General features: G+C 64.8%; 23 protein-coding genes. 15 read left to right on the top strand and 8 right to left on the bottom strand.

Going from position 1 to position 22,384, the window contains the following annotated elements; genetic code table 11:
* Position 1 precedes the first annotated feature (1 nt).
* Positions 2-787, top strand: a complete 786-nt coding sequence (locus EN808_RS14225; protein ID WP_135916315.1) for a coniferyl-alcohol dehydrogenase — start codon at positions 2-4, stop codon at positions 785-787.
* 33 nt (positions 788-820) lie between these two features.
* Positions 821-2,266, top strand: coding sequence for an aldehyde dehydrogenase (locus EN808_RS14220; RefSeq protein WP_135916143.1), 1,446 nt, complete (start codon positions 821-823; stop codon positions 2,264-2,266).
* 25 nt (positions 2,267-2,291) lie between these two features.
* Here EN808_RS14220 and EN808_RS14215 read toward each other — a convergent pair whose 3' ends face one another.
* Positions 2,292-3,221 (bottom strand): aldose 1-epimerase, encoded by a 930-nt coding sequence (locus EN808_RS14215; RefSeq protein WP_135916141.1) that lies wholly within the window; start codon positions 3,219-3,221, stop codon positions 2,292-2,294.
* 59 nt (positions 3,222-3,280) lie between these two features.
* On the opposite strand from EN808_RS14215, the gene EN808_RS14210 reads away from it, so the two are divergent.
* From EN808_RS14210 to EN808_RS14175, 8 genes are all read left to right on the top strand, one after another.
* Complete coding sequence (locus EN808_RS14210) at positions 3,281-4,072, top strand: FadR/GntR family transcriptional regulator (RefSeq protein ID WP_189524118.1); 792 nt, start codon at positions 3,281-3,283, stop codon at positions 4,070-4,072.
* Positions 4,069-5,796 carry an IlvD/Edd family dehydratase gene (locus EN808_RS14205; protein ID WP_135865112.1) on the top strand — a complete coding sequence of 576 codons (1,728 nt, stop codon included), beginning with the start codon at positions 4,069-4,071 and terminating at the stop codon, positions 5,794-5,796. The genes EN808_RS14210 and EN808_RS14205 overlap by 4 nt, the downstream gene beginning before the upstream one ends.
* Before the next feature lie 11 nt (positions 5,797-5,807).
* A complete protein-coding gene (locus EN808_RS14200; RefSeq protein ID WP_127279055.1) occupies positions 5,808-6,587 on the top strand; it encodes an SDR family oxidoreductase in 780 nt (259 codons plus the stop codon).
* Positions 6,588-6,619: 32 nt separating this feature from the next.
* Positions 6,620-7,618 (top strand): AraD1 family protein, encoded by a 999-nt coding sequence (araD1, locus tag EN808_RS14195; protein ID WP_127870555.1) that lies wholly within the window; start codon positions 6,620-6,622, stop codon positions 7,616-7,618.
* A gap of 53 nt (positions 7,619-7,671) precedes the next feature.
* A complete protein-coding gene (locus EN808_RS14190) occupies positions 7,672-8,697 on the top strand; it encodes an ABC transporter substrate-binding protein (protein WP_127279053.1) in 1,026 nt (341 codons plus the stop codon).
* 76 nt (positions 8,698-8,773) lie between these two features.
* Complete coding sequence (locus tag EN808_RS14185; RefSeq protein ID WP_127279052.1) at positions 8,774-9,877, top strand: ABC transporter ATP-binding protein; 1,104 nt, start codon at positions 8,774-8,776, stop codon at positions 9,875-9,877.
* A complete protein-coding gene (locus EN808_RS14180; protein WP_127279051.1) occupies positions 9,874-10,746 on the top strand; it encodes an ABC transporter permease in 873 nt (290 codons plus the stop codon). Before EN808_RS14185 ends, EN808_RS14180 begins: the two co-directional genes overlap by 4 nt.
* Positions 10,743-11,543 carry an ABC transporter permease gene (locus EN808_RS14175; RefSeq protein WP_135916139.1) on the top strand — a complete coding sequence of 267 codons (801 nt, stop codon included), beginning with the start codon at positions 10,743-10,745 and terminating at the stop codon, positions 11,541-11,543. Before EN808_RS14180 ends, EN808_RS14175 begins: the two co-directional genes overlap by 4 nt.
* Before the next feature lie 17 nt (positions 11,544-11,560).
* On the opposite strand, the gene EN808_RS14170 is transcribed toward EN808_RS14175, so the two are convergent.
* The 7 genes from EN808_RS14170 to EN808_RS14140 form a co-directional block, all read right to left on the bottom strand.
* Entirely contained in the window at positions 11,561-12,964 is a 1,404-nt protein-coding gene (locus EN808_RS14170; RefSeq protein ID WP_135916137.1) for an FAD-binding oxidoreductase, read from the bottom strand.
* 206 nt (positions 12,965-13,170) lie between these two features.
* Entirely contained in the window at positions 13,171-14,430 is a 1,260-nt protein-coding gene (locus EN808_RS14165) for an ABC transporter substrate-binding protein (protein WP_135916135.1), read from the bottom strand.
* A 47-nt stretch (positions 14,431-14,477) separates the two neighbouring features.
* Positions 14,478-14,900 (bottom strand): DUF4440 domain-containing protein, encoded by a 423-nt coding sequence (locus EN808_RS14160; RefSeq protein WP_135916132.1) that lies wholly within the window; start codon positions 14,898-14,900, stop codon positions 14,478-14,480.
* A gap of 4 nt (positions 14,901-14,904) precedes the next feature.
* Positions 14,905-15,960, bottom strand: coding sequence for an aldo/keto reductase (locus EN808_RS14155; protein WP_135916130.1), 1,056 nt, complete (start codon positions 15,958-15,960; stop codon positions 14,905-14,907).
* Positions 15,957-16,310, bottom strand: a complete 354-nt coding sequence (locus EN808_RS14150) for a TIGR04076 family protein (RefSeq protein WP_135916128.1) — start codon at positions 16,308-16,310, stop codon at positions 15,957-15,959. Before EN808_RS14150 ends, EN808_RS14155 begins: the two co-directional genes overlap by 4 nt.
* The gene (locus EN808_RS14145; protein ID WP_135916125.1) at positions 16,303-16,794 is read right to left on the bottom strand and encodes a DUF3830 family protein; all 492 of its coding nucleotides are present in this window, start codon (positions 16,792-16,794) and stop codon (positions 16,303-16,305) included. The genes EN808_RS14150 and EN808_RS14145 overlap by 8 nt, the downstream gene beginning before the upstream one ends.
* On the bottom strand, positions 16,791-17,525 hold the full coding sequence (locus EN808_RS14140; RefSeq protein ID WP_127870547.1) for a GntR family transcriptional regulator: 735 nt from the start codon (positions 17,523-17,525) through the stop codon (positions 16,791-16,793). The genes EN808_RS14145 and EN808_RS14140 overlap by 4 nt, the downstream gene beginning before the upstream one ends.
* Positions 17,526-17,651: 126 nt before the next feature.
* Between EN808_RS14140 and EN808_RS14135 the strand changes: the two genes are divergently transcribed.
* From EN808_RS14135 to EN808_RS14115, 5 genes are read left to right on the top strand one after another with little or no spacing between them, the layout of a single operon-like run.
* The gene (locus EN808_RS14135; protein ID WP_127280493.1) at positions 17,652-18,452 is read left to right on the top strand and encodes an ABC transporter ATP-binding protein; all 801 of its coding nucleotides are present in this window, start codon (positions 17,652-17,654) and stop codon (positions 18,450-18,452) included.
* Positions 18,449-19,195 (top strand): ABC transporter ATP-binding protein, encoded by a 747-nt coding sequence (locus EN808_RS14130; RefSeq protein ID WP_135916123.1) that lies wholly within the window; start codon positions 18,449-18,451, stop codon positions 19,193-19,195. The genes EN808_RS14135 and EN808_RS14130 overlap by 4 nt, the downstream gene beginning before the upstream one ends.
* Positions 19,192-20,100, top strand: a complete 909-nt coding sequence (locus EN808_RS14125; RefSeq protein ID WP_135916122.1) for a branched-chain amino acid ABC transporter permease — start codon at positions 19,192-19,194, stop codon at positions 20,098-20,100. Before EN808_RS14130 ends, EN808_RS14125 begins: the two co-directional genes overlap by 4 nt.
* A complete protein-coding gene (locus tag EN808_RS14120; protein WP_189524117.1) occupies positions 20,097-21,080 on the top strand; it encodes a branched-chain amino acid ABC transporter permease in 984 nt (327 codons plus the stop codon). Before EN808_RS14125 ends, EN808_RS14120 begins: the two co-directional genes overlap by 4 nt.
* Positions 21,077-22,381, top strand: a complete 1,305-nt coding sequence (locus EN808_RS14115) for an FAD-dependent oxidoreductase (protein WP_135916120.1) — start codon at positions 21,077-21,079, stop codon at positions 22,379-22,381. Before EN808_RS14120 ends, EN808_RS14115 begins: the two co-directional genes overlap by 4 nt.
* The last annotated feature ends 3 nt before the right edge of the window (positions 22,382-22,384 follow it).

Genomic DNA, 22,384 nt, shown 5'->3' with positions numbered 1-22,384 from the left:
CATGCTTTTCGGCAAGACCATCCTCATCACCGGGGCTGCCTCCGGCATCGGCGCACGCACGGCGGAGCTTGCCGGCCAGCTCGGCGCCGACGTGATCGGCGCCGATGTGCGCGAGCCGGCCGCAGCGGTTGGCAGTTTCGTCAAGGCCGACATCTCGTCGAAGGCGGGCGTCGATGAGCTCATCGCGCGCCTGCCGCAGCGCATCGATGCACTCTGCAATGTCGCCGGCCTCTCCGGCAACACCGGTGCGGCCTCGACGCTGGCCGTCAACTTCTTCGGTCTGCGTGCGCTCTCGGAAGGGCTTGCGCCCAGCCTTCGCGAAGGCGGCGCCATCGTCAACGTCGCCTCGATCGCCGGTTATGGCTGGCGCGCCAATCTCAACCGCGCCGCCTCGATGGTCGGCATCGAAGGTTTCCCCGATGTCGCCAAAGTGGTCGCCGACCACGCGATGAAGAACGAGGAAGGCTACCCCGTGTCCAAGGAACTGCTGCTCCTGTGGACGATGCGCGCGGCACATCAGGAGCTGTTCAGGAACCGTGGCATCCGCGTCAATGCGGTGAGCCCTGGCCCGGTCGAAACACCGATCCTGAAACAGTTCCGCAGCGTGCTTGGCGATGCCCGCGTCGACAGCGATATCGCCCGGGTCGGACGTACCGGCACATCGGGTGACGTCGCGCCTGTCGTGCTGTTCCTGTGCTCGGACGGCGCGCGCTGGGTCAACGGCGCCAATGTGCCGGTTGACGGTGGCCTCGAAGCATCGATCAATGCCGAAGTGCTCGGCTTCTAATCTGTGAAGCTCCATCGAGCGAGGGAAACAACTATGGATATCGGACTTCTGATCGACGGCGACGAAAAGGCGGCAACAGGCAAGGCTTCCTACGAGCGCATGGACCCGTTCACCGGCAAATTGGCGACGCGCGCGGCGGCGGCAAGCGTGGCCGATGCCAACGCCGCCGTCGAAGCAGCCGCCGCTGCCTTTTCCGCCTGGTCGAAGACCGGGCCCGGCGAGCGCCGGGCACTGCTCTCCAGAGCGGCCGATGTGATGGCCACCAAGGTCGGTGAATTCACCAGGCTGATGATGGAAGAGACCGGCGCCACAGGCCCCTGGGCCGGCTTCAATGTCATGCTGGCAGCCAACATGCTGCGCGAGGCTGCGGCCATGACGACGCAGATTTCGGGTGAGATCATTCCGTCCGACAAGCCGGGCACGCTCGCCATGGCGATCCGCCAGCCGGCCGGTGTATGCCTCGGCATCGCACCCTGGAATGCGCCGGTCATTCTCGGGACACGCGCCGTGGCCATGCCGATCGCCTGCGGCAACACCGTGGTGCTGAAAGCCTCCGAAATGTGCCCGGGCACGCATCGGCTGATCGGCCAGGTGCTGGTCGAGGCAGGGCTGCCCAAGGGCGTCATTAACGTCGTCACCAACGATCCTAAAGACGCTGCCGGTATCGTTGAAGCGCTGGTCGCGCATCCCGCGGTGAAACGCGTCAACTTTACCGGCTCGACCAAGGTCGGCCGGATCATCGCCGAGCTCGCCGGCCGGCACCTCAAGCCGGCGCTGCTCGAACTCGGCGGCAAGGCGCCGCTTTTGGTGCTGGACGATGCCGACATCGACGCGGCGGTCAATGCGGCCGCTTTCGGCGCCTTCATGCATCAGGGCCAGATCTGCATGTCGACAGAGCGGCTGATCGTCGATGAAAAGATCGCCGATGAATTCGTGACAAAACTCGCGGTCCGCGCCTCGCAACTGCCGGCGGGAGACCCGCGCGGCCATGTCGTGCTGGGCTCGCTGATCAGCAGCCAGGCGGCCGACAAGATGGAGGAACTTGTCGCCGATGCCGTGGCCAAGGGCGCCAAGCTTGTCGCCGGTGGCAAGCGCAGCGGTACCGTGGTCGAGGCAACGCTGCTCGATCACGTGACGCCGACGATGCGCGTCTATTCGGAAGAATCCTTCGGACCGGTCAAGCCGGTGATCCGCGTCAAGGGCGAGGACGAGGCCGTGCGGGTCGCCAACGACACCGAATATGGCCTGTCGTCAGCCGTCTTCAGCCGCGACATCAAACGTGCGTTTGCCGTCGCCGCCCGCATCGAAGCTGGCATCTGCCATATCAACGGACCGACGGTCGGCGATGAGGCGCAGATGCCGTTCGGCGGCGTCAAGGGCTCCGGCTATGGCCGTTTCGGCGGCAAGGCCTCGATCGCCGAATTCACCGATTTGCGCTGGGTGACGATCGAGGACCCTGGCCAGCATTATCCGTTCTGACCGGACTGCTTTGGACGGCTGACCGTCAAACAGCCAGCGACGGTGTGAAGCGAATACTGGCGGATTGCTTCTGGCCGGGCGCCAGTACGATGCAGCCGGTATGGATCTTCTCGTCATCCATCCGGTTGAAAGCGTCGGTGATGTTGCTGACCGGCTCGGCGCAAAAGAACGGTTCGCCCGGCGGCGTGTAGAGGACGAGGAAATCGAGCGGCGCCTCCGCCTCGATGTCCAGCTGCCGTTCGTGTTCGGGCCAGGAGATTCGGGCGCGGCGCGTCCATCCCGTGAAGACCGTGTCGAAGTCGACCTCCGATACGTCAAAGCCGATGGATGGATCGGCCCCAGCAGGCGGCGGGACATGCCGGATGGGCAGGACCTCCGCATCGGTTTCCCACATGCCTGATACCCGGGCCTGGACATGCGTCCACGGTGTCGACGGGAAATAGGGATGGAGGCCGAAGCCCACCGGCATCGGCGCGTCCGACAGGTTGCGCACCGCAATGGTCATGCAAAGCCTGCCGTCGGCCAGCGAGATCGCTTGCTCGGCTTCATAGCTCCATGGCCAGGTATCGGCGGTGTGCCGACAGCGCAGGACGATCATGCTGGCTTGGTGACTGACGACCGTCCATGGGCGACGCCAGCCATGGCCATGCTCGTAGTGCGGATCGTCAGGCTGGCTGGGCAATTGGATCGAACGCCCCGCGAATTCGAAGCGGCCACCCCTGATACGGTTGGAGTAGGGAACGAGCGGAAAGCAAGCCATGGCGCCAGCATCGCGACGGCTGATCGCCACTGGATCGGCCGGGCGCAGCCAATCCACGGCTGAACCATCCTGCCACCACCGATACGACGCCAGCGCTCCGCCGGCGGCCGGAGCAATCTCGACCGTCGCGATGCCGTCACCGATCGAGACCAGTTCCGTGCGCTGCGCGACCGCCACAGCGGAATTCTTTGTCATTGGCACCCCAATCCCTTGACTCCAATCGCCATGGCTATAAGACATATCATATGAATAGTATGAAGAATAGAAAATCGTTCAGCACCGCACGCACGTCACGGGTTGCCGTGGCGGTTTCCAGCGGCTCCACCGCGCTGCACGCCACCGTTGTCGAGCAGATCGGCTTGCGCATCGTGCAAGGCGACTTCCTGCCCGGCGAGGCCCTGCCCAATGCCGACGATTCCAGCGAGATGCTGGGGGTCAGCCGCACGGTGCTGCGCGAGGCGATCAAGGTGCTGGCCGGCAAGGGGTTGGTCGAATCGCGGCCAAAGACCGGCACGCGGGTGCGGCCGCGTTCCGACTGGAATTTCCTCGACCCCGATGTCCTGTCCTGGCGCTATGCCGGCGGTGTCAGCGCCGAGGATGTGCGGGCGCTGTTCGAATTGCGCCGCGCCATCGAGCCGATGTCGGCAGCCCTCGCCGCGCGGCGTGCAACGCCGGCGCAGATCGCCGAGATCCATGCGGCGCTGGCCGAAATGGAGGCAGTCAGCGATGACGGCGACCGCTTCGCCAAGCCCGATCTGGTGTTCCACCAGACAATCCTGCGCATGACCGGCAACGAGCTGATCGGCTCGCTGGCAGCGCTGGTCGAAACCGCGCTGGTAATGAGCTTTCGCCTCTCCAACGACAATCCGGAAGGCCAGCGCCACTCCCTGCCGCTGCACCGGGAAGTGGCCGAGAAGATTGCCGCCGGCGACGCCACAGGCGCGCAAAAGGCGCTGCTGGTGCTCATCGACAATGCGGAGGACGACGTGCGCCGCAGCGTCGAGAACCGCAACAAACGCCGCAACGACCGGGGCCAGCAATCGTGACCGAAACCAAACGCAAACTGCGGTCCGAAGCCTGGTTCGGCGGAGAGGGCAAGAACGCCTTCATGCACCGCAGCTGGATGAAGAATCAGGGCATTCCCGCAGACGCTTTCGACGGCCGCCCGGTGATCGGCATCTGCAACACCTGGTCGGAACTGACCCCGTGCAATGCGCATTTGCGGGCGCTGGCAGACCACGTCAAACGTGGCGTCTACGAGGCCGGCGGCCTGCCGCTGGAATTCCCGGTCATGTCGCTGGGCGAAAGCAACATGCGCCCGACCGCCATGCTGTTTCGCAACCTCGCCAGCATGGATGTCGAGGAATCCATCCGTGGCAATCCGATCGATGGCGTCATCCTGCTGGTCGGCTGCGACAAGACCACGCCGGCGCTCTTGATGGGGGCTGCCTCGTGCAACCTGCCGACCATCGCCGTCTCCGGCGGACCCATGCTCAACGGAAAGTTCCGCGGACAGGATATCGGATCGGGCACGCATGTCTGGAAATTCGCCGAGGAGGTCAAGGCCGGCCGCATGCCGGTCGCCGACTTCCTCGCCGCCGAGCAGGGCCAGAGCCGGTCGGCGGGCAGCTGCATGACGATGGGCACCGCTTCGACCATGGCAAGCATGGTGGAAGCGCTCGGCATCGGCATGCCGGACAACGCCGCGATCCCCGCCGTGGATTCGCGCCGTGGCGTGCTCGCCCAGCTGGCCGGACGCCAGATCGTCGATCTCGTCCGCCGCGACGTGACGATTTCGCAGATCCTCACCAGGCAGGCCTTCGAGAACGCCATTCGCGTCAACGGCGCGATCGGCGGTTCGACCAATGCGGTGCTGCATCTGATCGCCATCGCCAACCGGGTTGGTGTCGATCTCAGCCTCGATGACTGGGACCGCCTTGGCCGCGACGTTCCGACCATTGTCGACCTGATGCCGTCGGGCCGGTTCCTGATGGAAGATTTCTACTATGCCGGGGGGCTAGCTGCGGTCATGGCGTCGCTTGATGAAGTGGGGCTTCTTCATCGCGACGCCATGACCGTCAGCGCCAAGACCATCGGTGAATTGATCGACGGGGCGCCCAATTACAACCGTGAGGTCATCCGGCCGCTGAGCGAGCCGCTGACCAAGGAGGGCGGCATTTCGATCCTGCGCGGCAATCTGGCGCCCAACGGAGCGGTCATCAAGCCGTCGGCGGCAACGCCCGAGCTGATGCAGCATCGCGGCAGGGCCGTCGTCTTCGAGAATATCGAGCACTACTACGCCCGCATCGACGATCCGGAACTGGATATCGATGCCTCCTCGGTGATGGTGCTGAAGAACTGCGGGCCGCGCGGCTATCCCGGAATGGCAGAAGTCGGCAACATGCCGCTGCCGGCCAAGCTGCTTAGAGAAGGCGTCTCCGACATGGTGCGCATTTCGGACGCGCGCATGAGCGGCACGGCCTACGGCACGGTGGTGCTGCATGTGGCGCCCGAAGCCGCGGCAGGTGGCACGCTTGCCCTGGTGCGTGACGGCGATCTCATCGAGCTCGACGTTGCCGGCCGTCGTCTCGAGCTTTTGGTGTCGGATGAAGAACTGGCCATCCGCCGCCGCGACTGGAAGCCCCCGACGCCACCGCTGGGCGGCTACCAGAGCCTCTATGTCGAGCGCGTGCTGCAGGCCGACAAGGGCTGCGACTTCGACTTTCTCGTCGGCCGGCGCGATGCCGGCGTCCCCCGGCATTCCCACTAGAGAGGCGCGCGATGACGGATCAGATCGGCAGCTACGCGACCTATCCCAGCCTCAAGGGCCGCAGCGTGTTCATTACCGGTGGCGGAAGCGGCATCGGCGAAAGCCTGGTGCGCCATTTCTGCGCGCAAGGCAGCCGCGTCGCCTTCGCCGATCTGGCCGAGGAGCCTTCGCGGCGCCTGGTCGATGCGATCGTGACCGAGGGGCATGCCGCGCCGCTGTTCATTCCCTGCGACCTGCGCAATGTCGAGCAGCTGCAGGCGGCGACCGTGGAGGCGATGCAGCACAACGGCCCGATCCAGGCGCTTTGCAACAATGCCGGCAATGACGACCGCCACCAGACCAAGGATGTGACGGTGGCGTATTGGGACGACCGCATGGCGGTCAATCTGCGCCACCAGTTCTTCGCGGCCCAGGCAGTGCGCCCGCAGATGAGCGCGCAGGGCGGCGGCTCGATCATCAATTTCGGCTCCATCACCTGGATGGTCGGCGATCCCGATTGCCCCGCCTATGTGACCGCCAAGGCGGCAGTGTACGGCATGACGCGGGCGCTGGCCCGCGAACTCGGCCCCGAGCGCATCCGCGTCAACTGCATGGTGCCTGGCTGGGTGATGACCGAGCGCCAGATGAGCCTGTGGCTGAACCCGGCCGGCGAACGCCAGATCGACGAGAGGCAGTGCCTGCCCGACCGGCTGCAGCCCTCCGACATCGCGCGCATGGCGCTGTTCCTCGCCGCCGACGACAGCCGCATGTGCACGAGCCAGCAGTTCATCGTCGATGCTGGCTGGGTGTGACCGGTACAGCCTCAAAGGAAGAAGGGTATTTCATGCGTCTGGTACAGTACACAACGCCCGATGGCGGCAGGCGGGTCGGCCGGGTTTCCGATGACGGCAACCGCCTGCATCCGCTCGACAAAACCAGCACCGTGCTGGAACTCGCCGAAGCGGCGATTGCCCAGGGTGCATCGATCACGGCGCTGGTCGAGAAGCGGACGGGTGCGGCCACGGTCGACTATGGCGAACTGCTGCGCGATGGCCGCGTGCTCGCTCCCGTCGACCACCCGGAGCCGGCACGCTTCCTGGTCACCGGCACCGGCCTGACCCACACCGGAAGTGCCGCCGCGCGCGACAAGATGCATGTGCTGACCCATGGCGAGGACGCCGAGGAATCGGATTCGCTGAAGATCTTCCGCATGGGCCTGGAAGGCGGCAAGCCCGGCGCCGGCAAGATCGGAATCCAGCCCGAATGGTTCTTCAAGGGTGTCGGCACCTGTGTCGTGCCGCCCGGCGCCGATCTGCCCATGCCGGCTTTCGCACGCGCCGGTGCCGAGGAGGCCGAGATCGTCGGGCTCTACCTCAATGGGCCTGATGGCCGCCCCTATCGCATCGGCTATGCGCTCGGCAATGAATATTCCGACCATGTGACGGAGGCCGAGAACTACCTCTATCTCGCCCATTCGAAACTCCGCTCCTGCTCGATCGGTCCGGAGCTCTTGATCGGCGACCTGCCCGAAGAAGTGCGCGGCCATTCCCGCATCCTGCGCGACGGCGCGGTCATCTGGGAACAGGAATTCCTGTCGGGCGAAGCGCACATGTCGCACTCGATCGCCAATCTCGAACATTTCCATTTCCGCTACCCCATGCACCGCAGGGCGGGCGACCTGCACGCCTATTTCTTCGGGGCGGCGGTGATGAGCTACGCCTCCGGTATCAAGACGGCTTCCGGCGACGAGTATGAAATCCAGGCACAGGCATTCGGCAAGCCGCTGCGCAACCGGATGGTGTCGGTGCCGGACGAGGGACTGGTCGCCGTCACCCAGCTGTGACGGCAAAAGCCCCGGAAATTACGGTCCACCAGAACGACAATGGGAGATTAAAAATGGGACTGAAGAAAGCATTTCTGAGATTAGCGACAATCGGGCTTGGCATCGGCCTGATGACATCGGCGGCGCTGGCCGCGAACCTTCGCGTGCTGGCCTGGGACGGCTATGCCGACCCGGACTGGGTGAAAGACTTCACCGCCGCCACCGGCATCGGCGTCGACGTCGTCTTCATCGGCAGCGATGACGAGATCTGGGCCAAGATCAAAGGCAGCGAAGGGCAGGACTTTGATGTCTTCGCCGTCAACACCGCCCAGTTGCAGCGCTACATCAAGGCTGATCTGGTATCGCCGATCGACATCACGAAACTGCCGAACCAGAAGGACGTGCTGCCGCGCTTCCGCGATCTGTCGCAGGTCAGCGGCGACACCAAGGACGGCAAGGTCTACGGCATTCCGTTCTGCTTCGATTCCATCGGGCTGATCTACGACACGGACAAGGTCAAGCCGGCGCCGACCTCGATGTCGGTGCTGTGGGATCCGGCCTACAAGGGCAAGATCCTCGCCTATGACAATGGCGAGCACAATTTCTCCTTCACCGCGCTGACGCTCGGCTACAAGGATCCGTTCAACCTCAATGCGGAGCAGATGGCGGCGGTCAAGGCCAAGCTGGTCGAACTCAAGCGCAATGTGCTGAGCTTCTACACCACCGCCGACGAGGCGCAGCAGATATACCAGAACAATGACGTCGCCCTGATCTGGGCCAATTACGGCCAGCAGCAGGTCAAGGCGTTGCAGAAGATCGGCGCCCATGTCGCCTACGTCAACCCGAGCGAAGGCGCGCTTGCCTGGCTCGACAACTGGGTGATCTCCAAGGGTGTCCGCGACAATGCGGCGGCCGAGAAGTGGATCGACTTCATGCTGAGCAAGAAGATCGGCGGCGAGCTTTCCGAGCGTACCGGCTTCGGCAACACCGTGGTCGAGTCGAGCAGCGCCGGCGGCAACGACAAGCTGGTCTGGCTCAACAATGTCGAGGATCCGCTCAAGCGTTCGGACATGTGGAATGAGGTCAAGGCGACGCCCTGATCTTTTCCGCGCCTGACCTCGAAGGACCCGGCGGTCCGGACGTTCCGGACCGCCGAAGCGTATGCGAGAATATTCCATGAACCAGAACACCGACCTCTTGACGCTGCGGTCCGTCTCGAAATCCTACGGCACGGTTCCCGTGCTGCACGACATCGACCTGTCGATCCGGGACGGTGAGTTCCTCACCGTTCTTGGACCGTCGGGTTCGGGCAAGACCACGGTCCTGCGGCTGATCGGCGGGCTGGAGCCGCTGACCGCCGGCGAAATCCGGCTGGACGGCCAGGAGATCAGCCGCATGCCGATCAACAAGCGGCCGTTCAACACCGTGTTCCAGGACTATGCGCTGTTCCCGCATATGACCGTCTCCGGTAATGTCGGCTACGGGCTTTCGGTGCGCCATATCAAGCGCAAGGAGATCGCAAGCCGTGTGTCGCAAGCCCTCGAACTTGTGCAGCTCGGACGTTTCGCCGACCGCTTTCCGGCGCAGCTTTCCGGCGGCCAGCGCCAGCGTGTCGCGCTCGCCCGGGCGCTGATCTGCCAGCCGCGCCTGATCCTGCTCGACGAGCCGTTGGCGGCACTCGATCTCGAACTGCGCCGGCAGATGCAGGAATTCCTGAAATCCATCCAGCGCGAGATCAAAACCACCTTCCTGTTCGTCACCCATGACCAGGAAGAAGCGATCGGCATGGCCGATCGGATCTGCGTCATGCAGGCCGGCCATATCCGCCAGCTCGGCACGCCGCATGAGCTCTACTACAAGCCAAATTGCGAGTTCGTGGCGCGCTTCTTCGGCGAGAACAACCTGGTGGCCGGAAAGCTCGGTCCCGTGCAGGGCGAGCAGCGGCCGATCGAGACCGCGCTTGGCCGCCTGGTCTGCTCGGTCAGCGGCCAGCCGCATCTCAAGGCCGCCGCCGACGGCGCCAGCGCCTTCGCGGCGTTCCGTCCCGAAGCCTTGCGTCTTGCTGATGCCAATGATGGCGACAACCGCTTTTCCGGCGTCATCGCCGATCTGGCCTTTGCCGGCTCGTCGACGGTTGCCACGATCATGGCGGGCGCGGACAACGCCGCTCAGCGCCTGCGGTTGCGCATGCCGAGTCGGATCGACGGCAGTATTTTGAAATCAGGCGAGACGGTCTCGCTTTGCTTTGCGCCGCATGAAGGCCATCTGGTGCTGGCATGAGCGGAGCCGGGTCGACACAGGCGGCGGAACGGCGATTGTCGCGGCTGGTGACGGTGCTGGCCTTCGCCTTGCCGGTGATCTTCGTCCTCGTGCCGCTGGCGATCTTCCTCGTCTACAGCTTCTTCAGCGTCGACCAGGGCACGATCGTCCATGCACCGACGCTCGGCAACTATGTCAGGTTCTTCACCGACCCGATCTTTCTGCCGGTGTTCTGGAACACCATCGTGCTGTGCGTGTCGGTGGCGGTGATCTGCATCCTGCTCGCCTATCCCGCCGCCTATTTCCTGACGACGCTGAAAGGACGGTGGCGCTACGCCTTGCTGATGCTGCTCCTGGTGCCGCTGCTGATGAGCTACGTCATCAAGATCTATGCGATCCGCAGCATCCTCGGCCTCAACGGCTTCCTCAACAAGGCGCTCGTGGCGCTCGGCATCCTGGATCAGCCGTCGACGCTTTTTGTCTTCAACATGAACGCTATCCTTTTGACGCTGAGCCTGCTTTTGATCCCCTTCGCCATCCTGCCGATCTTCCTCTCGCTGGAGCGGATTCCGCAGACCTTGCTGCGTGCCTCGGACGATCTGGGCGCCAGCAGCCTGCAGACGTTCCTGCGCATCACCTTGCCGCTCAGCCTGCCCGGCGTCGCCTCGGCGGCGAGTTTCGTCTTCGTGCTGGCGATCGGCGATTTCCTGACGCCGCAGATGGTCGGCGGGATCAGCGGCTTCACCTTCGGCCGCATCCTCTACAGCCAGTTCGGCACCGCCTATAACTGGCCGTTCGGCGCGGCGCTGTCGGTGGCGCTTGCGATCGTGGTGATCGCCGCCATCCTCATCGGTGAACGGTTCGGACGCAGCCGGGGGACGTCGGTATGAGTGCGCTGCCCCGGCCGTCCACCATCTTCCTGGCCGCGATCACGTCACTGGTCGCGGTGCTGCTCTACAGCCCGCTGTTCGTGCCGATCGTGTCGTCGTTCTTCATCATTTCACATGGCAATGTCGACTGGTCGTCGCCGACCCTTTCGACCTATGTGGCGCTGGCGGGGAACCACGACATCCTGGCCGCGCTGCGCACCACGCTGATCGTCGGCGTCTGCACCGTAATCCTGTCGGTGGTCAGCGGGACGCTGCTGGCGCTCTACTACCACGGCCGCCGCTCAGGCCGTTCGGTTCTGCAGTTCATCATCTTCCTGCCATTCCTGATGCCGCCGATCATCAGCGGCCTGGCGCTACTGATCTTCTTCCGCGAGATCGGCCTCGAACGGTCGCTGCTGACCGTCGTCATCGGCCACACGGTCTTCGTGCTGGCGATCGTCTATCGCACCGTGCTGATGCGGCTGCAGTCGATGAGCCGCACGCTGGTCGAGGCCTCCTACGATCTCGGCGCCAGCGGCTGGCAGACCTTCTGGCGCGTCATCCTGCCGAACCTGTCGAGCGCCATGGTCGGCGGCGCCATCCTGGCCTTCGCTCTGTCGTTCGACGAGACGATGATCACCATCCTGGTCACCGGCACGCAAAGCACGCTGCCGGTCAGGTTGTGGGCGATGATGCGGCTTGGCTTCTCGCCCGACATCAACGCGCTGGTGGCGCTGATCCTGATGTTCACTGTCCTGCTGTGCGTGCTCGCCGCCCGTTTTCTCATTCCCAGGCAGATGGCGACGGAACGGAATTGAGGTTTAAGCCAGGATGATCATCCGGCAGAAGCAGCCGGGCCGAGGTCGAAGACTCGTCCCGGATTGAGGATGTTCTTCGGATCGAGCGCCGACTTCAGCCGCCGCATGGCAGTGATTTCGGCGTCGCTGCGCACCAGATGCAGCCACTGCTTCTTGTCGAGGCCGATGCCGTGCTCGGCCGACACGCCGCCTCCGGCCGCCGCCACGCCGCGATAGATGATGCCATAGGCCGCCGCCGGATCCTTGGTCAGGACCTGATAGTGCAGGTTGCCGTCGCCGAGATGGCCAAAGACATAGATGTCGGCGCCGGGATCGACGGCATGGATGGCGGCATCCGCTTCCTGCAGGAAGGCTCCCATGCGCGCCAGCGGGATGCTGATGTCGACGCCGATCAGGCCCTTGATCGAAAACAGGACGCGGTTGGCGTCTTCGCGCACATCCCAGAGCGTGCGGAATTCGCGCGGCGATTGCGAGACGACGACATCGTCGACGACGCCGTCCTCGACCGCCTGCATCAGAACCTCGGCGAAGCGCTCGCTATCGCGATCCGGCTCGCTGCCCTGGATTTCGGCCAGCACATAGACGGGTGAGCCAGCCGGCAGCGGCGCCGGCATGGCCATGCTGGCAACCATGACGTCGTAGAGCGGCGCGAAGTTGACCTCATAGGCGGACAAAAGCGGGCCGAGCTTTTGCCGCAGCAGCGCAAGCAAGGCAATCGCTGCATCGAGCGAAGGCAGCGCGCAGAAGGCGTTCACCTCGGAGGCAGGCTTCGGATGCAACCTGAGCGCGGCGCGGGTGACAACGCCAAGCGTCCCTTCCGCGCCGATGAAGAGCTGGCTTAGATCATAGCCGGAATTGTCCTTGGACAGGCCCTTCAGCGAGGACAGCACACTGCCATCGGCCAGCACCGCTTCCAGCCCCAGCACCTGCGCCCGGTACATGCCATAACGCAGCACGCGGATGCCGCCGGCATTGGTGGCGATGTTGCCGCCGACCGTGGCCGAACCGCGCGCGCCGATATCGACGCCGAACATCAGCCCGGCGTTGTCGGCCGCCTCCTGCACCGCCTGTAGCGTGGCGCCGGCTTCGGCGATAATGCTGGCGGCTTGGATGTCCGGGGCGGCAAGCCCGGTCATCCGCTCCAGCGACAGCACGATCTCGCCCGGCTGCACACGTGTGCCACCGGCCAGTCCGGTGCGCCCGCCCTGGATGACGACCGACTGACCGAGAGCGTTGCAGCCAGCGAGTGCTGCCGCCACACCAACGGTATCGCGCGGACGCAGCACCACTTCGGGCAGCGAGCCAAGCTTGCCGTCGGGATCGTCACGGTAGCGCTGGTCGACATCAGAGCCGGCGAGCACGCCGCCCGCGCCCAGCCGATCGCCAAGCGCGGACAGAAGTCGTTGTGTTTCAGGCGACATCGGGCTCAGGCGCCCGTGTGGCAAAACGCGTCATCCGCATACACCGACCGGACGGCCCGATGGGTACCCTTGTCCAACACGCTCGCATCCTTCAATTGCAGCCGGCCGATCCTATTCGTGATGGCGCGCCGTGCAAGCGATATTGGCCAGGCGATGCCGGCATCAATCGCGAAGAAACGCGGTTGATGCCGGAAGTACTGTCCAGCTCACTGAAGCTTGGCCTGCAGGGCGTTGACATCGTCGGTGGTCATTTCACCGTCGGTGGTCACCTTGCCGTCGACGATCTTCCACAGCCGGAACGGGCCGGTGATGTCGCCGAACTTGTCGAAGGCGACAGGGCCGATGACGCCTTCGTAACGGATCGGCTTGCCATCCTTGATCAGGCCGAGCGCCTTGGCGAACTCCTCCTTGCCGGCATAGATCGGCGTGCCGGCAGGGTCGACCGCCTTGTACATGGCATCCTTGATCTTGGCCGGATCCTCGGAGCCGGCAATGGCGATGGCCAGGCCGACGATGGCGCCGGCATCATAGGAACGGTCGGCCGCCGGGTTCGACGGTTCGATGCCGGAGAATGCCTTGTAGTTCTTTGTGAAATACTCGGTCGAGGCGGTCGGGCTGGTGCCGGAGGACGTGCCATAGGCATCCTTCAGATAATCAGCGCCGACGGAGTCGATGAAGTCAGGGCTGTTCATGCCGTCATTGAGCAGGAACTTCTGCACGCCGCCCTGGGAAATCCAGGTGCGGGCAACGGTGGCGCCATCGACCGGCGTGCTGACGAGATAGAGACCGTCCGGCTCGCCTCCCATCGCCGCGGTGACCTCGGACGCATAGCTCGATTGCTTCTCATTGTAGGGCGTGTCGGAGACGATGGTGCCGCCTAGCGCTTTGTAGGCACGCGAGAATTCGGCCACCATGTTGACGCCGAAGTCGTTGTTGACGTGGATGATCGCCAGCTTCTTGAAGCCCTTGTCGATGGCGTATTTGGCGGCGGCCACGCCCTGCAGCGCATCCGAGGTGATGGTGCGGAAGAAGATGCCGTTGGTCTTGCCGTCGCGACCGAGTGTCGTCAGCGTCGGCGAGGATGACGCTGGCGAGACCTGGACGATCTTGGCCGGAGCGGTGACCGAGGTCAGGATCGGAATCGACACCGAGGAGATGATGCCGCCGATGATGACCGGCACCTTCTTGACCTGAACCAGCTGCGTCGCGGCGTCGACCGCGATGTTGCCCTGGCTCTGACTGTCACGGGTATCGGTGACGAGATCGCAGCCGCGCACCCCGCTGGCGTCGTTGATGTCGCGGAAGGCCATCTCGACCGACTTGGCGCCGGCCTGGCCGTATTCGCCGGCCGGACCGGTCAGTTCCATGACGAGGCCGACGGTGATCTTGCAGTCGGCGGCCTGGGCAGCACCGGCAATCGTGGCAAGAGCAAGCGCGGTGGTGAGTTGGAGTATCGTCTTTCTCATTGTTGTTCCCCTTGAGTTACACGAACTGATTTGACGTCTGGAAGGTCTTAGTGTTCCGGCACCTGCAGCCAGGTTTCATGCAGATGCCGCCATTGAACGCCATTGGGCGCCGATGAACTGGTGGTGAAAACGGCACTCGACTGGCGGCGGCTACGCTTGCCGCCACGCGACTGCGCCTCGACGTAGAGGACGACGATCGTATCGCCATCCTGCCATCCGGGCTTGATGTCCTCGATCGAGATGGCGAAGCCGTCGTCGCAGGTGGCGCGGCTGGAGCGCACATGGTCGATCACGGCATCGCGGTCGAGGATCTGGCCGCCTGGTGCGATCATGGTCAAGCCTTCGCCCATGACGGCCTCGAAGCGGCCGAAATCCACTTTGTCGGCCCGCGCGGCGACGAACCAGTCGACGAAAAAGCGGTGCAGGTCGGTGATCTCGGCGCTAGCCTGCGAAAACAGCCTGTCGTCCATGGTTTCACACCCGGCCCGCGTTCAGATTGTAATGCATGATCGAGCCGTGGCGGCCGTGGCGGTCACGCTCCAGCGTGTAGACGTCCCCCTCAAGGCCGGTGCCCCGCGCGATGGCGGCGGCAATCCGTGCCCGGTCATCGGCGTCGAGTGCGACATTCATGATCTCCGCATTGGCCAGCGCGTGCGCCTGGTTGCGGGCGCCGACGATGACGGCGGCCACTTGCGGCCGCTCCAGCACCCAGGCGCTGGCTATCGTGGCGATGTCGACGCCGTGGCGGTCGCCGACGGTCTTAAGCACCTGGAGCAGTTGCTGGAACAGGTCCCAGCCGCCGAAATCATCGATGATCAGCTTGTACTTGACCAGCGAGCGGTTTTCGAGCGGTGTGACAGGTTCGGACACGCCGAGCCATCTGTCGCTGAGGAAGCCGCCGGCGACAGAGCCGTAGCAAAGGAAACTGACACCGTTTTTCTCGGCAAGTGCCGCGAGGCTGTTCGCCGGACGCTGGTCGAGCACCGAATATTGCAGCTGCTGGCTGACCAGCGGAATGCCGGCGGCCAGGATTTCGGCGAGCCGTGGTGTGTCGAAATTGGTGGTGCCGAGATTGCGCACCTTGCCCTCGCGCCGAAGCTCCTCGAGCCAGCCCATCGCCTCGACGTAGCCGGCCATCGCATAATCCCACCAGTGGAACTGGACGAGATCGAGCCGCTCGGTCTTCAGCCGCCGCAGCGACTGGTCGACGATGCCCCTGATATAATCGCGGCTGATGTTGGCCAGCCGTTCCAGATCAGGCACCAGCTTGGTGTGCACCTTCATTTTGGCCGCCGCATCGAGGCCGCGTTCATTGGCCAGCCGCAACCGCGTGGCGCCGATCAGTTCCTCGACGCCTGTGTAAATATCGGCGCAGTCATAGGTCCAAATCCCGGCATCGAAGGTGGCGATCAGGTCGGTCACCGCTTGGCTGCGATCAATGGCGCCATGGCCGCCGGCCAGTTGCCAGCCGCCTCGTATGACACGTGAGACGGTATAGCCGGGGCTGAGCTCGAAGGCCTTGGCGGTCATGTCCGGTCATTCTCCTTCGGCAGCGGTACGGCCGTGGTTTCGGCATGGCTGAACCGCCGCTTGGCCAGCCTGACGATCCGCAACCGGCTGGCGCAGTTGGGATCGGGGCAGGCGATCTCGGCATCCGAGGTCATCCAGTCGTTCGGGTGGGTCGGGCGCTGCTTCGCCGCCAGCAGCGGCAGCACCGCGGCGAGCGAATAGATCGAAAAACCCTGCGCCGCCGGCATCGACAGCATCTCGCCCTTGAGCTCGAAATAATCGCCGGCCTTGGCGCCGCAGTAGATCGGTTTGCCCTGCGGGATGACCGCCTCGACGCGAAGATCGAAGAGCTCGAAACTGTCGTCAGCCATTTGGGGCCTCCACCAGGCTAAAGGTGATGTCGCAGGCGCCGTTGCGCCGGATCACCCCACACGCGGCGGCGAATTGATCGCGGTCTTCGGCAAGCACCTGTGCCACCACGCTGCCGGCCAGCCAACCAATGGGGAACAGCAGGCGCGCGCCCTGCCCGTAGAACAGGCCGATGTCGAAGATGGCATTGGGATTGCCGCCCCACATGCGCGGCGGCACGTAGGACAGCACGATGTCGCCCGGCTGCGGCGTCAGCGTCGCGTTCTCCGCCGGCAAGGGCTTGGCATAGGTTTGGCCTTCAAGATCGGCGGCGGGAACCGGACAGGAAATCTCCGGTCCCGTCCACATCGCGTGGATGCCGGGGACGACGCGTGGCGTGGCCAGATACGCCGTGAGAAAGGCGGCGTTTTCCGGCGCTTTCCCGGGCAACAGGAGCGCGGTGACGGAAAGCTTCGAACGAGGCTCACTGATCCTGATGGAGGTCATGTCTGGGCTTTCGCGGCGGCGGATTGCAGCTTGTTCCGCAGGAAGGTGAAGGGCCGGCTGATGTCGGCGGCCAGCGCCTCGCGCGCCGCATGCGCGTCCTGCGTGGTCAGCGCCTCGACGATACGGCGGTGATACTGGGCGGTGTCGACCTCGCCGGCTTCCGAGAAGGCGTAGATGGCGACGCGGATGCATGGCCCCGATTGCAGCCACAAGCTCTCGATCATCGGAATCAGCACCGCCGAGCCGCAGGATCGGTAGATCTCGAAGTGAAAGCTCTGGTTGAGCGTCACTTCGCGGTCGACATCCTTCTTGTGTTTCAGCGCCCGCATCTCGTCCCATTCAGCCAGAATGGTTTCGATGGCGGCTATCTGGCGGGGCCCCATGCGCGCCGCGGCCAGCGCGATCGCCTCGCCCTCGATCAGGACGCGGGCACGCAGGAGATCGTCGAGACGTTCCAGCGTGATCGGCGGCACGCGCACTGAGCGGTTGGGCAGCGCCTCCAGCGCCTTCTCCGTGATCAGCCGGCCTAGCGCTTCGCGCACCGGCATCGTCGAGGTGACCAGCGCATCGGCCAGACCGCGGATCGTCAGCACCTGGCTTGGCTCGAACAGGCCGCCGATCAGCGCGCGCCGCAGTTCGGAATAGACGCGATCCTGCACCGTTTCGCGGCCGACCGGCGCGAGCTGGGCCGCGATCGCCTCGTTGTTCTTTCCGACAGCAGCCTTTTGCATGGAATTCCGTTCTCGGCGGGTTTTCGGCTTGCGGATGAAATTAAAGCCGAATAGCGTGATCAAAGCAAGTGTGATCACAAATCATAATCAGGAGGCGGCAACGATCGTCTTCGGCCAGAGGGTTCGATGAGCGAGGTAGCGGAACGCCAAGGGCGGGAGACCCGTGTGCCGGTTCTGACGGCGAGCCAGGTCGTCAGGCGGTTCGGCGGCCTTGTCGCCGTCAACGATGTCTCGTTCGACGTCAAAGCGGGCGAAATCCTTGGCCTGATCGGACCCAATGGCGCCGGCAAGACGACCATGTTCGACTTGCTGGCCGGCAGTATCCTGCCCACCAGTGGCAACATCCTGCTCAACGGCGTGCGCGTCTCCGGCGAAGCCGCTCACCTGCGCATCGGCCGGGGTCTCGGCCGCACCTTCCAGATCCCGCGCCCGCTCCCCAATCTGACGCTGATCGAGAACATCATGCTGGCGGCACAGGGCCAGGCGGGCGAAAGGCTGCTCGCCAACTTCGTCACGCCGTGGCGGGTGGCGGCGCAGGAAAGAGCCGCCCGGGCAAAGGCGCTCGAACTGCTGGAACTGGTCACCCTCACCCACCTCGCGCATGAGCCGGCGCGCGTGCTTTCCGGTGGCCAGCGCAAGCTGCTCGAACTTGCCCGGGTGATGATGGCCGATCCGGCGATCATCCTGCTCGACGAACCGGCGGCCGGCGTCAACGCGACGCTGCTCGAAGTCATCATCGACCGCATCCGCGACATCAATGCGCGCGGCATCACCTTCCTGCTCATCGAGCACAACATCGACATGGTGACGCGGCTCTGCCACCGCGTCCTTGTGATGGCGAGCGGCCAGTTGCTCAGCGAAGGCACGGCGGAAGAAGTCGCCCGCGATCCACGCGTGATCGAGGCCTATCTCGGGGGCGCCGCATGAGCGAGACCGTCCTCGATGTCCACAATCTCGAAGCCGGTTACGAACCCGGCGTGCCGATCGTGCGCGGCGCCTCGATCACGGTCAGAAAAGGTGAAATCGTCGTCGTCCTCGGTCCCAACGGCGCCGGCAAGTCGAGCTTCATCAAGGCGATCGCAGGCCTCGTGCCGATCACCGGCGGTTCAGTGTTCCTGGACGGCCAGGATATCACCGCGGCACCGGCCCACACCATGGTGCGGCTTGGCCTCGCCTTCGTGCCGCAGACCGAGAATATCTTTCCGCTGATGTCGGTCGAGGACAATCTCAGGGTTGCCTGCGGCATCCTCGAGCGGCGCGACATCCCGGCCCGCATCGAGGAGATGTATGCCGCCTTCCCCGACCTCGTCCGCCAGCGCCGCACCGCGGCCGGCAATCTGTCCGGAGGACAGCGGCAGATGCTCGCCGTTGCACGTGCGCTGATCGTCCACCCCAAGGTGCTGGTGCTGGACGAACCGTCGGCTGGCCTGTCGCCAAAGTTCGTCTCGGCGGTGTTCGAGATGCTGGCCGGCATCCGCAAGTCCGGAGTCACCATCCTTTTGGTCGAGCAGAACGCCAAGGCAGCGCTTGCCATCGGCGACCGCGCCTATGTTCTGGTCGAAGGCAAGGACCGGCATGAGGGCGTCGCCTCGGAATTGTGGAACGACCCGGTCGTCGCCGAACTCTATCTCGGCCAGCGTCCCCAGCGCCAGCAGGGAGGCGCTGCATGAGCCTGCAGTTCATCATCGACGGATTGCTGACCGGCTCGATGATCGGCCTCGGTGCCATCGGCGTGACGCTCACCTATTCGATCCTGCGTTTCTCCAACTTCGCCCATGGCGACTTCATGGCCTGGGGCACCTATGCGACGCTGGCCGTGGTCAGCGCCATCGGCGCGACATTCGGCAAGGTGGCGCCGATCGGGCCGCTGTCCTTCGGCTGGCCGCTCCTTGTTGCCCTGGTCGTCGGCATGGCGTTCACCGCACTGCTGGCGCTGCTACTCGACAAGGTGTTGTTCTCGCGGCTGCGCTCGCAAGGCCAGGCGATCATCGTCGTGATGGCGAGCTTCGGCGCCTCGATGGCGCTGCGGAGCCTGTTGGAGTTCACCTTCACCTCACGGCCAACCTATTTCAGCCGAGCCATCCAGATCGCCATGCCGGTCGGCTTCGGCATCCGCATCACGCCCGACCAGATCGCCTTGCTGGCGCTGACCGCCGTGCTCGTGCTCGGCGTGCATCTGTTGATGACACGTACGCAGACCGGGCGTTCCATGCAGGCGCTGAGCCAGAACGCGGCGCTGGCCCGGATCGTCGGCATCGACGTCGCCAAGGTGGTGCGCGTCACCTGGATCGTCGGCGGCGCGCTTGCCTGCGTTGCCGGCGTGATGATCGGCGTTCTGGTGCAGATCCGCCCCTTCATGGGCTTCGACATGCTGCTACCGATGTTCGCCGCCGCCATCCTCGGCGGCATCGGCAGCATCCCGGGCGCGGTGCTCGGCGGCCTGATCATCGGGCTCGCCGAAGCCGGCGCCGTGCAATTGATCGGTGCCGAATGGCGCGCCGCCGTCTCCTTCATCATCCTGATGGCGGTGCTGTTCGTGCGGCCGATCGGCCTTTTCGGAGTTCGGGAAAGATGATCGATCTCGTCGGCTACGGCGCCTTCTTCCTGACCACGGCGCTGATCTTCTCGCTGGTCACGCTGGGGCTCAATCTGCAGTGGGGGCTGACAGGCCTGTTCAATGTCGGGCTCGCCGGCTTCGTTGCCATCGGCGCCTACACATCGGCGCTGCTGACGACACCGGACGACGCCGCGAGGCTGGGCGGTTTCGGCCTGCCGATCCTTGTCGGGTGGGCAGGCGCCATGGTGGTTGGCGGTATGGCCGCAGCCCTTACCGGCATGGCCACATTGCGTCTGCGGTCGGACTATCTGGCGATCACCACATTCGGTGTCGCCGTGGTCGTGCAACTGGTTGCGCTCAACGCGCAGAAGCTGACGGGTGGCCCATTCGGCATCGGTTTCATCCCGCGCCCCTTCGGCGGCCTGGCGGAGACACCGCTGCTGTTCAACCTGTCCAACCTTGCCGTCGTCTGTGCGGTGACGCTGATCGCCTATCTCGCCTTGGAGCATCTGTCGCGCAGCCCCTGGGGCCGCGTGCTGAAGGCGCTGCGGGAGGACGAGCGGGCCGCGATCTCGCTCGGCAAGAGCGCGCGTTTCTACCGCGTCCAGGCCTTTGCCGTCGGCGGCGCCATCATGGCACTGGCCGGCGCGATGCAGGCGCATTTCACCGGCTTCATCGCACCCGACAATTACCTGCCGATCCTGACCTTCCAGGTCTGGGTCATGCTGATCGTCGGCGGCTCCGGCAGCAATCTCGGCGCCGTCGTCGGCAGTGTGCTGGTCTGGGGGATATGGGCCGGATCGGGCACGGCGACCAGCGTGTTCTTCCCGCCCGAGCAGCAAGCACGCGCCGCCTCGCTGCAAATCGTTGCCATCGGCGTCATGCTCTGCGTCATCCTTCTGATCAGGCCAAACGGCCTGTTCGGCGACAGGCCGCGGCGGGCACGCTTCGGCAAGCGGGCGAAACTGGACACGGCCAAAAGCAGTTCCAACGGATGAATGCGATGGTCAGGCAGGAGGCGCATGGCGCTTCGCTCTGGCACGCCGTCAGCCGCGATCGGCGCGAGCGGCCTGCGCTGAATGGCGACCTCGATGTCGACCTCGCTATTGTCGGCGGCGGTTTTTCCGGGCTTTCAACCGCACTGCACGCCGCCGGAAAAGGACTTTCCGTCGCCGTTCTCGAAGCCGAAATCATCGCCTGGGGCGCGACCGGCCGGAATGCCGGTTTCGTCGTGCCGAACTTCGCCAAGATGGACCCGGACGGCATCGTTGCCCATCTCGGCCCGGAACGCGGCGAACGCCTCATCGATTTTGCCGCCGACAGCGCCGACCTCGTCTTCGGCCTGATCCGGCAGCACGGCATCGATTGCGACGCGGTGCAGAACGGATGGATCCAGCCGGCGCACTCGCCGGCGGCCCTGGAGAAGGTCAAATCACGCGCGGGACAATGGGCGCAGCGTGGACGGCCTGTCGTCACCCTGGATCGGCAGGATGTCGCAACGCTGACCGGCGCGCGCGGCTATCTCGGCGGCTGGATGGACCGTTCCGGCGGCGTACTCAATCCGGTCGCCTATGCACGCGGATTGGCCGATGCGGCGGAAAAGGCCGGCGCGCGGATTTTCGAACAGGCACGTGTCACGTCGATTGATCGCGTGGCCGACGGCTGGGCGCTGAAAACGCCATCGGGCTCGGTGCGCGCCGCCAGGGTGCTGATCGCCACCAACGCCTATGGCGGGTCGCTCGATCCGTCGCTGCAGCGGACTTATTTTCCGCTGAAGGTTTTCCAGATCGCCACGGCGCCGCTACCGCTCGAAATCCGCACGCGTCTGCTTCCCGGGGGGCAAGGCGTCGGCGACACCAGGCGCAATCTCTTCACCTTCCGCTTCGATGCCGATAACCGGCTGATCAGCGGCGGCATGCATATTCTAAGCGCCGGTGCCGACAGACGCGTACCGCAAACAATCTGGCGCCGGCTCGCCGCCCGTCTCGACCTGCCCGACCTGCCCCCGCTTGTCTATGGCTGGTCGGGAATGGCCGCCGTCGAGCCGGATTTCCTGCCGCACCTCCTGGACCTCGGCCCGGGCCTGATCGCCGGCCGCGCCTGCAATGGACGCGGCATCGCCATGACGACGGCGATGGGCAAGGTACTGGCCGACTGGGCCGCTGGAACCGACGCCCGCGAGTTGCCACTGCCTTTCGCGCCACCGGCGCCGATTCCGTTTCACGCCCTGCTGCGACACGCACCCAACATGTTGCTCGGCTGGAGCATGCTGCGCGACCGGATGGACGAAACAGCATAGGCC

The organism is Mesorhizobium sp. M8A.F.Ca.ET.165.01.1.1 (genome assembly GCF_004792065.1).
GTDB lineage: Bacteria > Pseudomonadota > Alphaproteobacteria > Rhizobiales > Rhizobiaceae > Mesorhizobium.
The sequence above is the reverse complement of the archived record's forward strand: the minus strand, read 5'-3'. Positions and strand labels throughout refer to the sequence as shown.

Bases quoted from the DNA above. Each gene is read 5' to 3' on its own strand.
- EN808_RS14225 (WP_135916315.1), top strand. From the start codon at position 2: ATGCTTTTCGGCAAGACCATCCTCATCACCGGGGCTGCCTCCGGCATC.
- EN808_RS14220 (WP_135916143.1), top strand. From the start codon at position 821: ATGGATATCGGACTTCTGATCGACGGCGACGAAAAGGCGGCAACAGGC.
- EN808_RS14215 (WP_135916141.1), bottom strand. From the start codon at position 3,221: ATGACAAAGAATTCCGCTGTGGCGGTCGCGCAGCGCACGGAACTGGTC.
- EN808_RS14210 (WP_189524118.1), top strand. From the start codon at position 3,281: ATGAAGAATAGAAAATCGTTCAGCACCGCACGCACGTCACGGGTTGCC.
- EN808_RS14200 (WP_127279055.1), top strand. From the start codon at position 5,808: ATGACGGATCAGATCGGCAGCTACGCGACCTATCCCAGCCTCAAGGGC.
- araD1 (WP_127870555.1), top strand. From the start codon at position 6,620: ATGCGTCTGGTACAGTACACAACGCCCGATGGCGGCAGGCGGGTCGGC.
- EN808_RS14190 (WP_127279053.1), top strand. From the start codon at position 7,672: ATGGGACTGAAGAAAGCATTTCTGAGATTAGCGACAATCGGGCTTGGC.
- EN808_RS14185 (WP_127279052.1), top strand. From the start codon at position 8,774: ATGAACCAGAACACCGACCTCTTGACGCTGCGGTCCGTCTCGAAATCC.
- EN808_RS14180 (WP_127279051.1), top strand. From the start codon at position 9,874: ATGAGCGGAGCCGGGTCGACACAGGCGGCGGAACGGCGATTGTCGCGG.
- EN808_RS14175 (WP_135916139.1), top strand. From the start codon at position 10,743: ATGAGTGCGCTGCCCCGGCCGTCCACCATCTTCCTGGCCGCGATCACG.
- EN808_RS14170 (WP_135916137.1), bottom strand. From the start codon at position 12,964: ATGTCGCCTGAAACACAACGACTTCTGTCCGCGCTTGGCGATCGGCTG.
- EN808_RS14165 (WP_135916135.1), bottom strand. From the start codon at position 14,430: ATGAGAAAGACGATACTCCAACTCACCACCGCGCTTGCTCTTGCCACG.
- EN808_RS14160 (WP_135916132.1), bottom strand. From the start codon at position 14,900: ATGGACGACAGGCTGTTTTCGCAGGCTAGCGCCGAGATCACCGACCTG.
- EN808_RS14155 (WP_135916130.1), bottom strand. From the start codon at position 15,960: ATGACCGCCAAGGCCTTCGAGCTCAGCCCCGGCTATACCGTCTCACGT.
- EN808_RS14150 (WP_135916128.1), bottom strand. From the start codon at position 16,310: ATGGCTGACGACAGTTTCGAGCTCTTCGATCTTCGCGTCGAGGCGGTC.
- EN808_RS14145 (WP_135916125.1), bottom strand. From the start codon at position 16,794: ATGACCTCCATCAGGATCAGTGAGCCTCGTTCGAAGCTTTCCGTCACC.
- EN808_RS14140 (WP_127870547.1), bottom strand. From the start codon at position 17,525: ATGCAAAAGGCTGCTGTCGGAAAGAACAACGAGGCGATCGCGGCCCAG.
- EN808_RS14135 (WP_127280493.1), top strand. From the start codon at position 17,652: ATGAGCGAGGTAGCGGAACGCCAAGGGCGGGAGACCCGTGTGCCGGTT.
- EN808_RS14130 (WP_135916123.1), top strand. From the start codon at position 18,449: ATGAGCGAGACCGTCCTCGATGTCCACAATCTCGAAGCCGGTTACGAA.
- EN808_RS14125 (WP_135916122.1), top strand. From the start codon at position 19,192: ATGAGCCTGCAGTTCATCATCGACGGATTGCTGACCGGCTCGATGATC.
- EN808_RS14120 (WP_189524117.1), top strand. From the start codon at position 20,097: ATGATCGATCTCGTCGGCTACGGCGCCTTCTTCCTGACCACGGCGCTG.
- EN808_RS14115 (WP_135916120.1), top strand. From the start codon at position 21,077: ATGAATGCGATGGTCAGGCAGGAGGCGCATGGCGCTTCGCTCTGGCAC.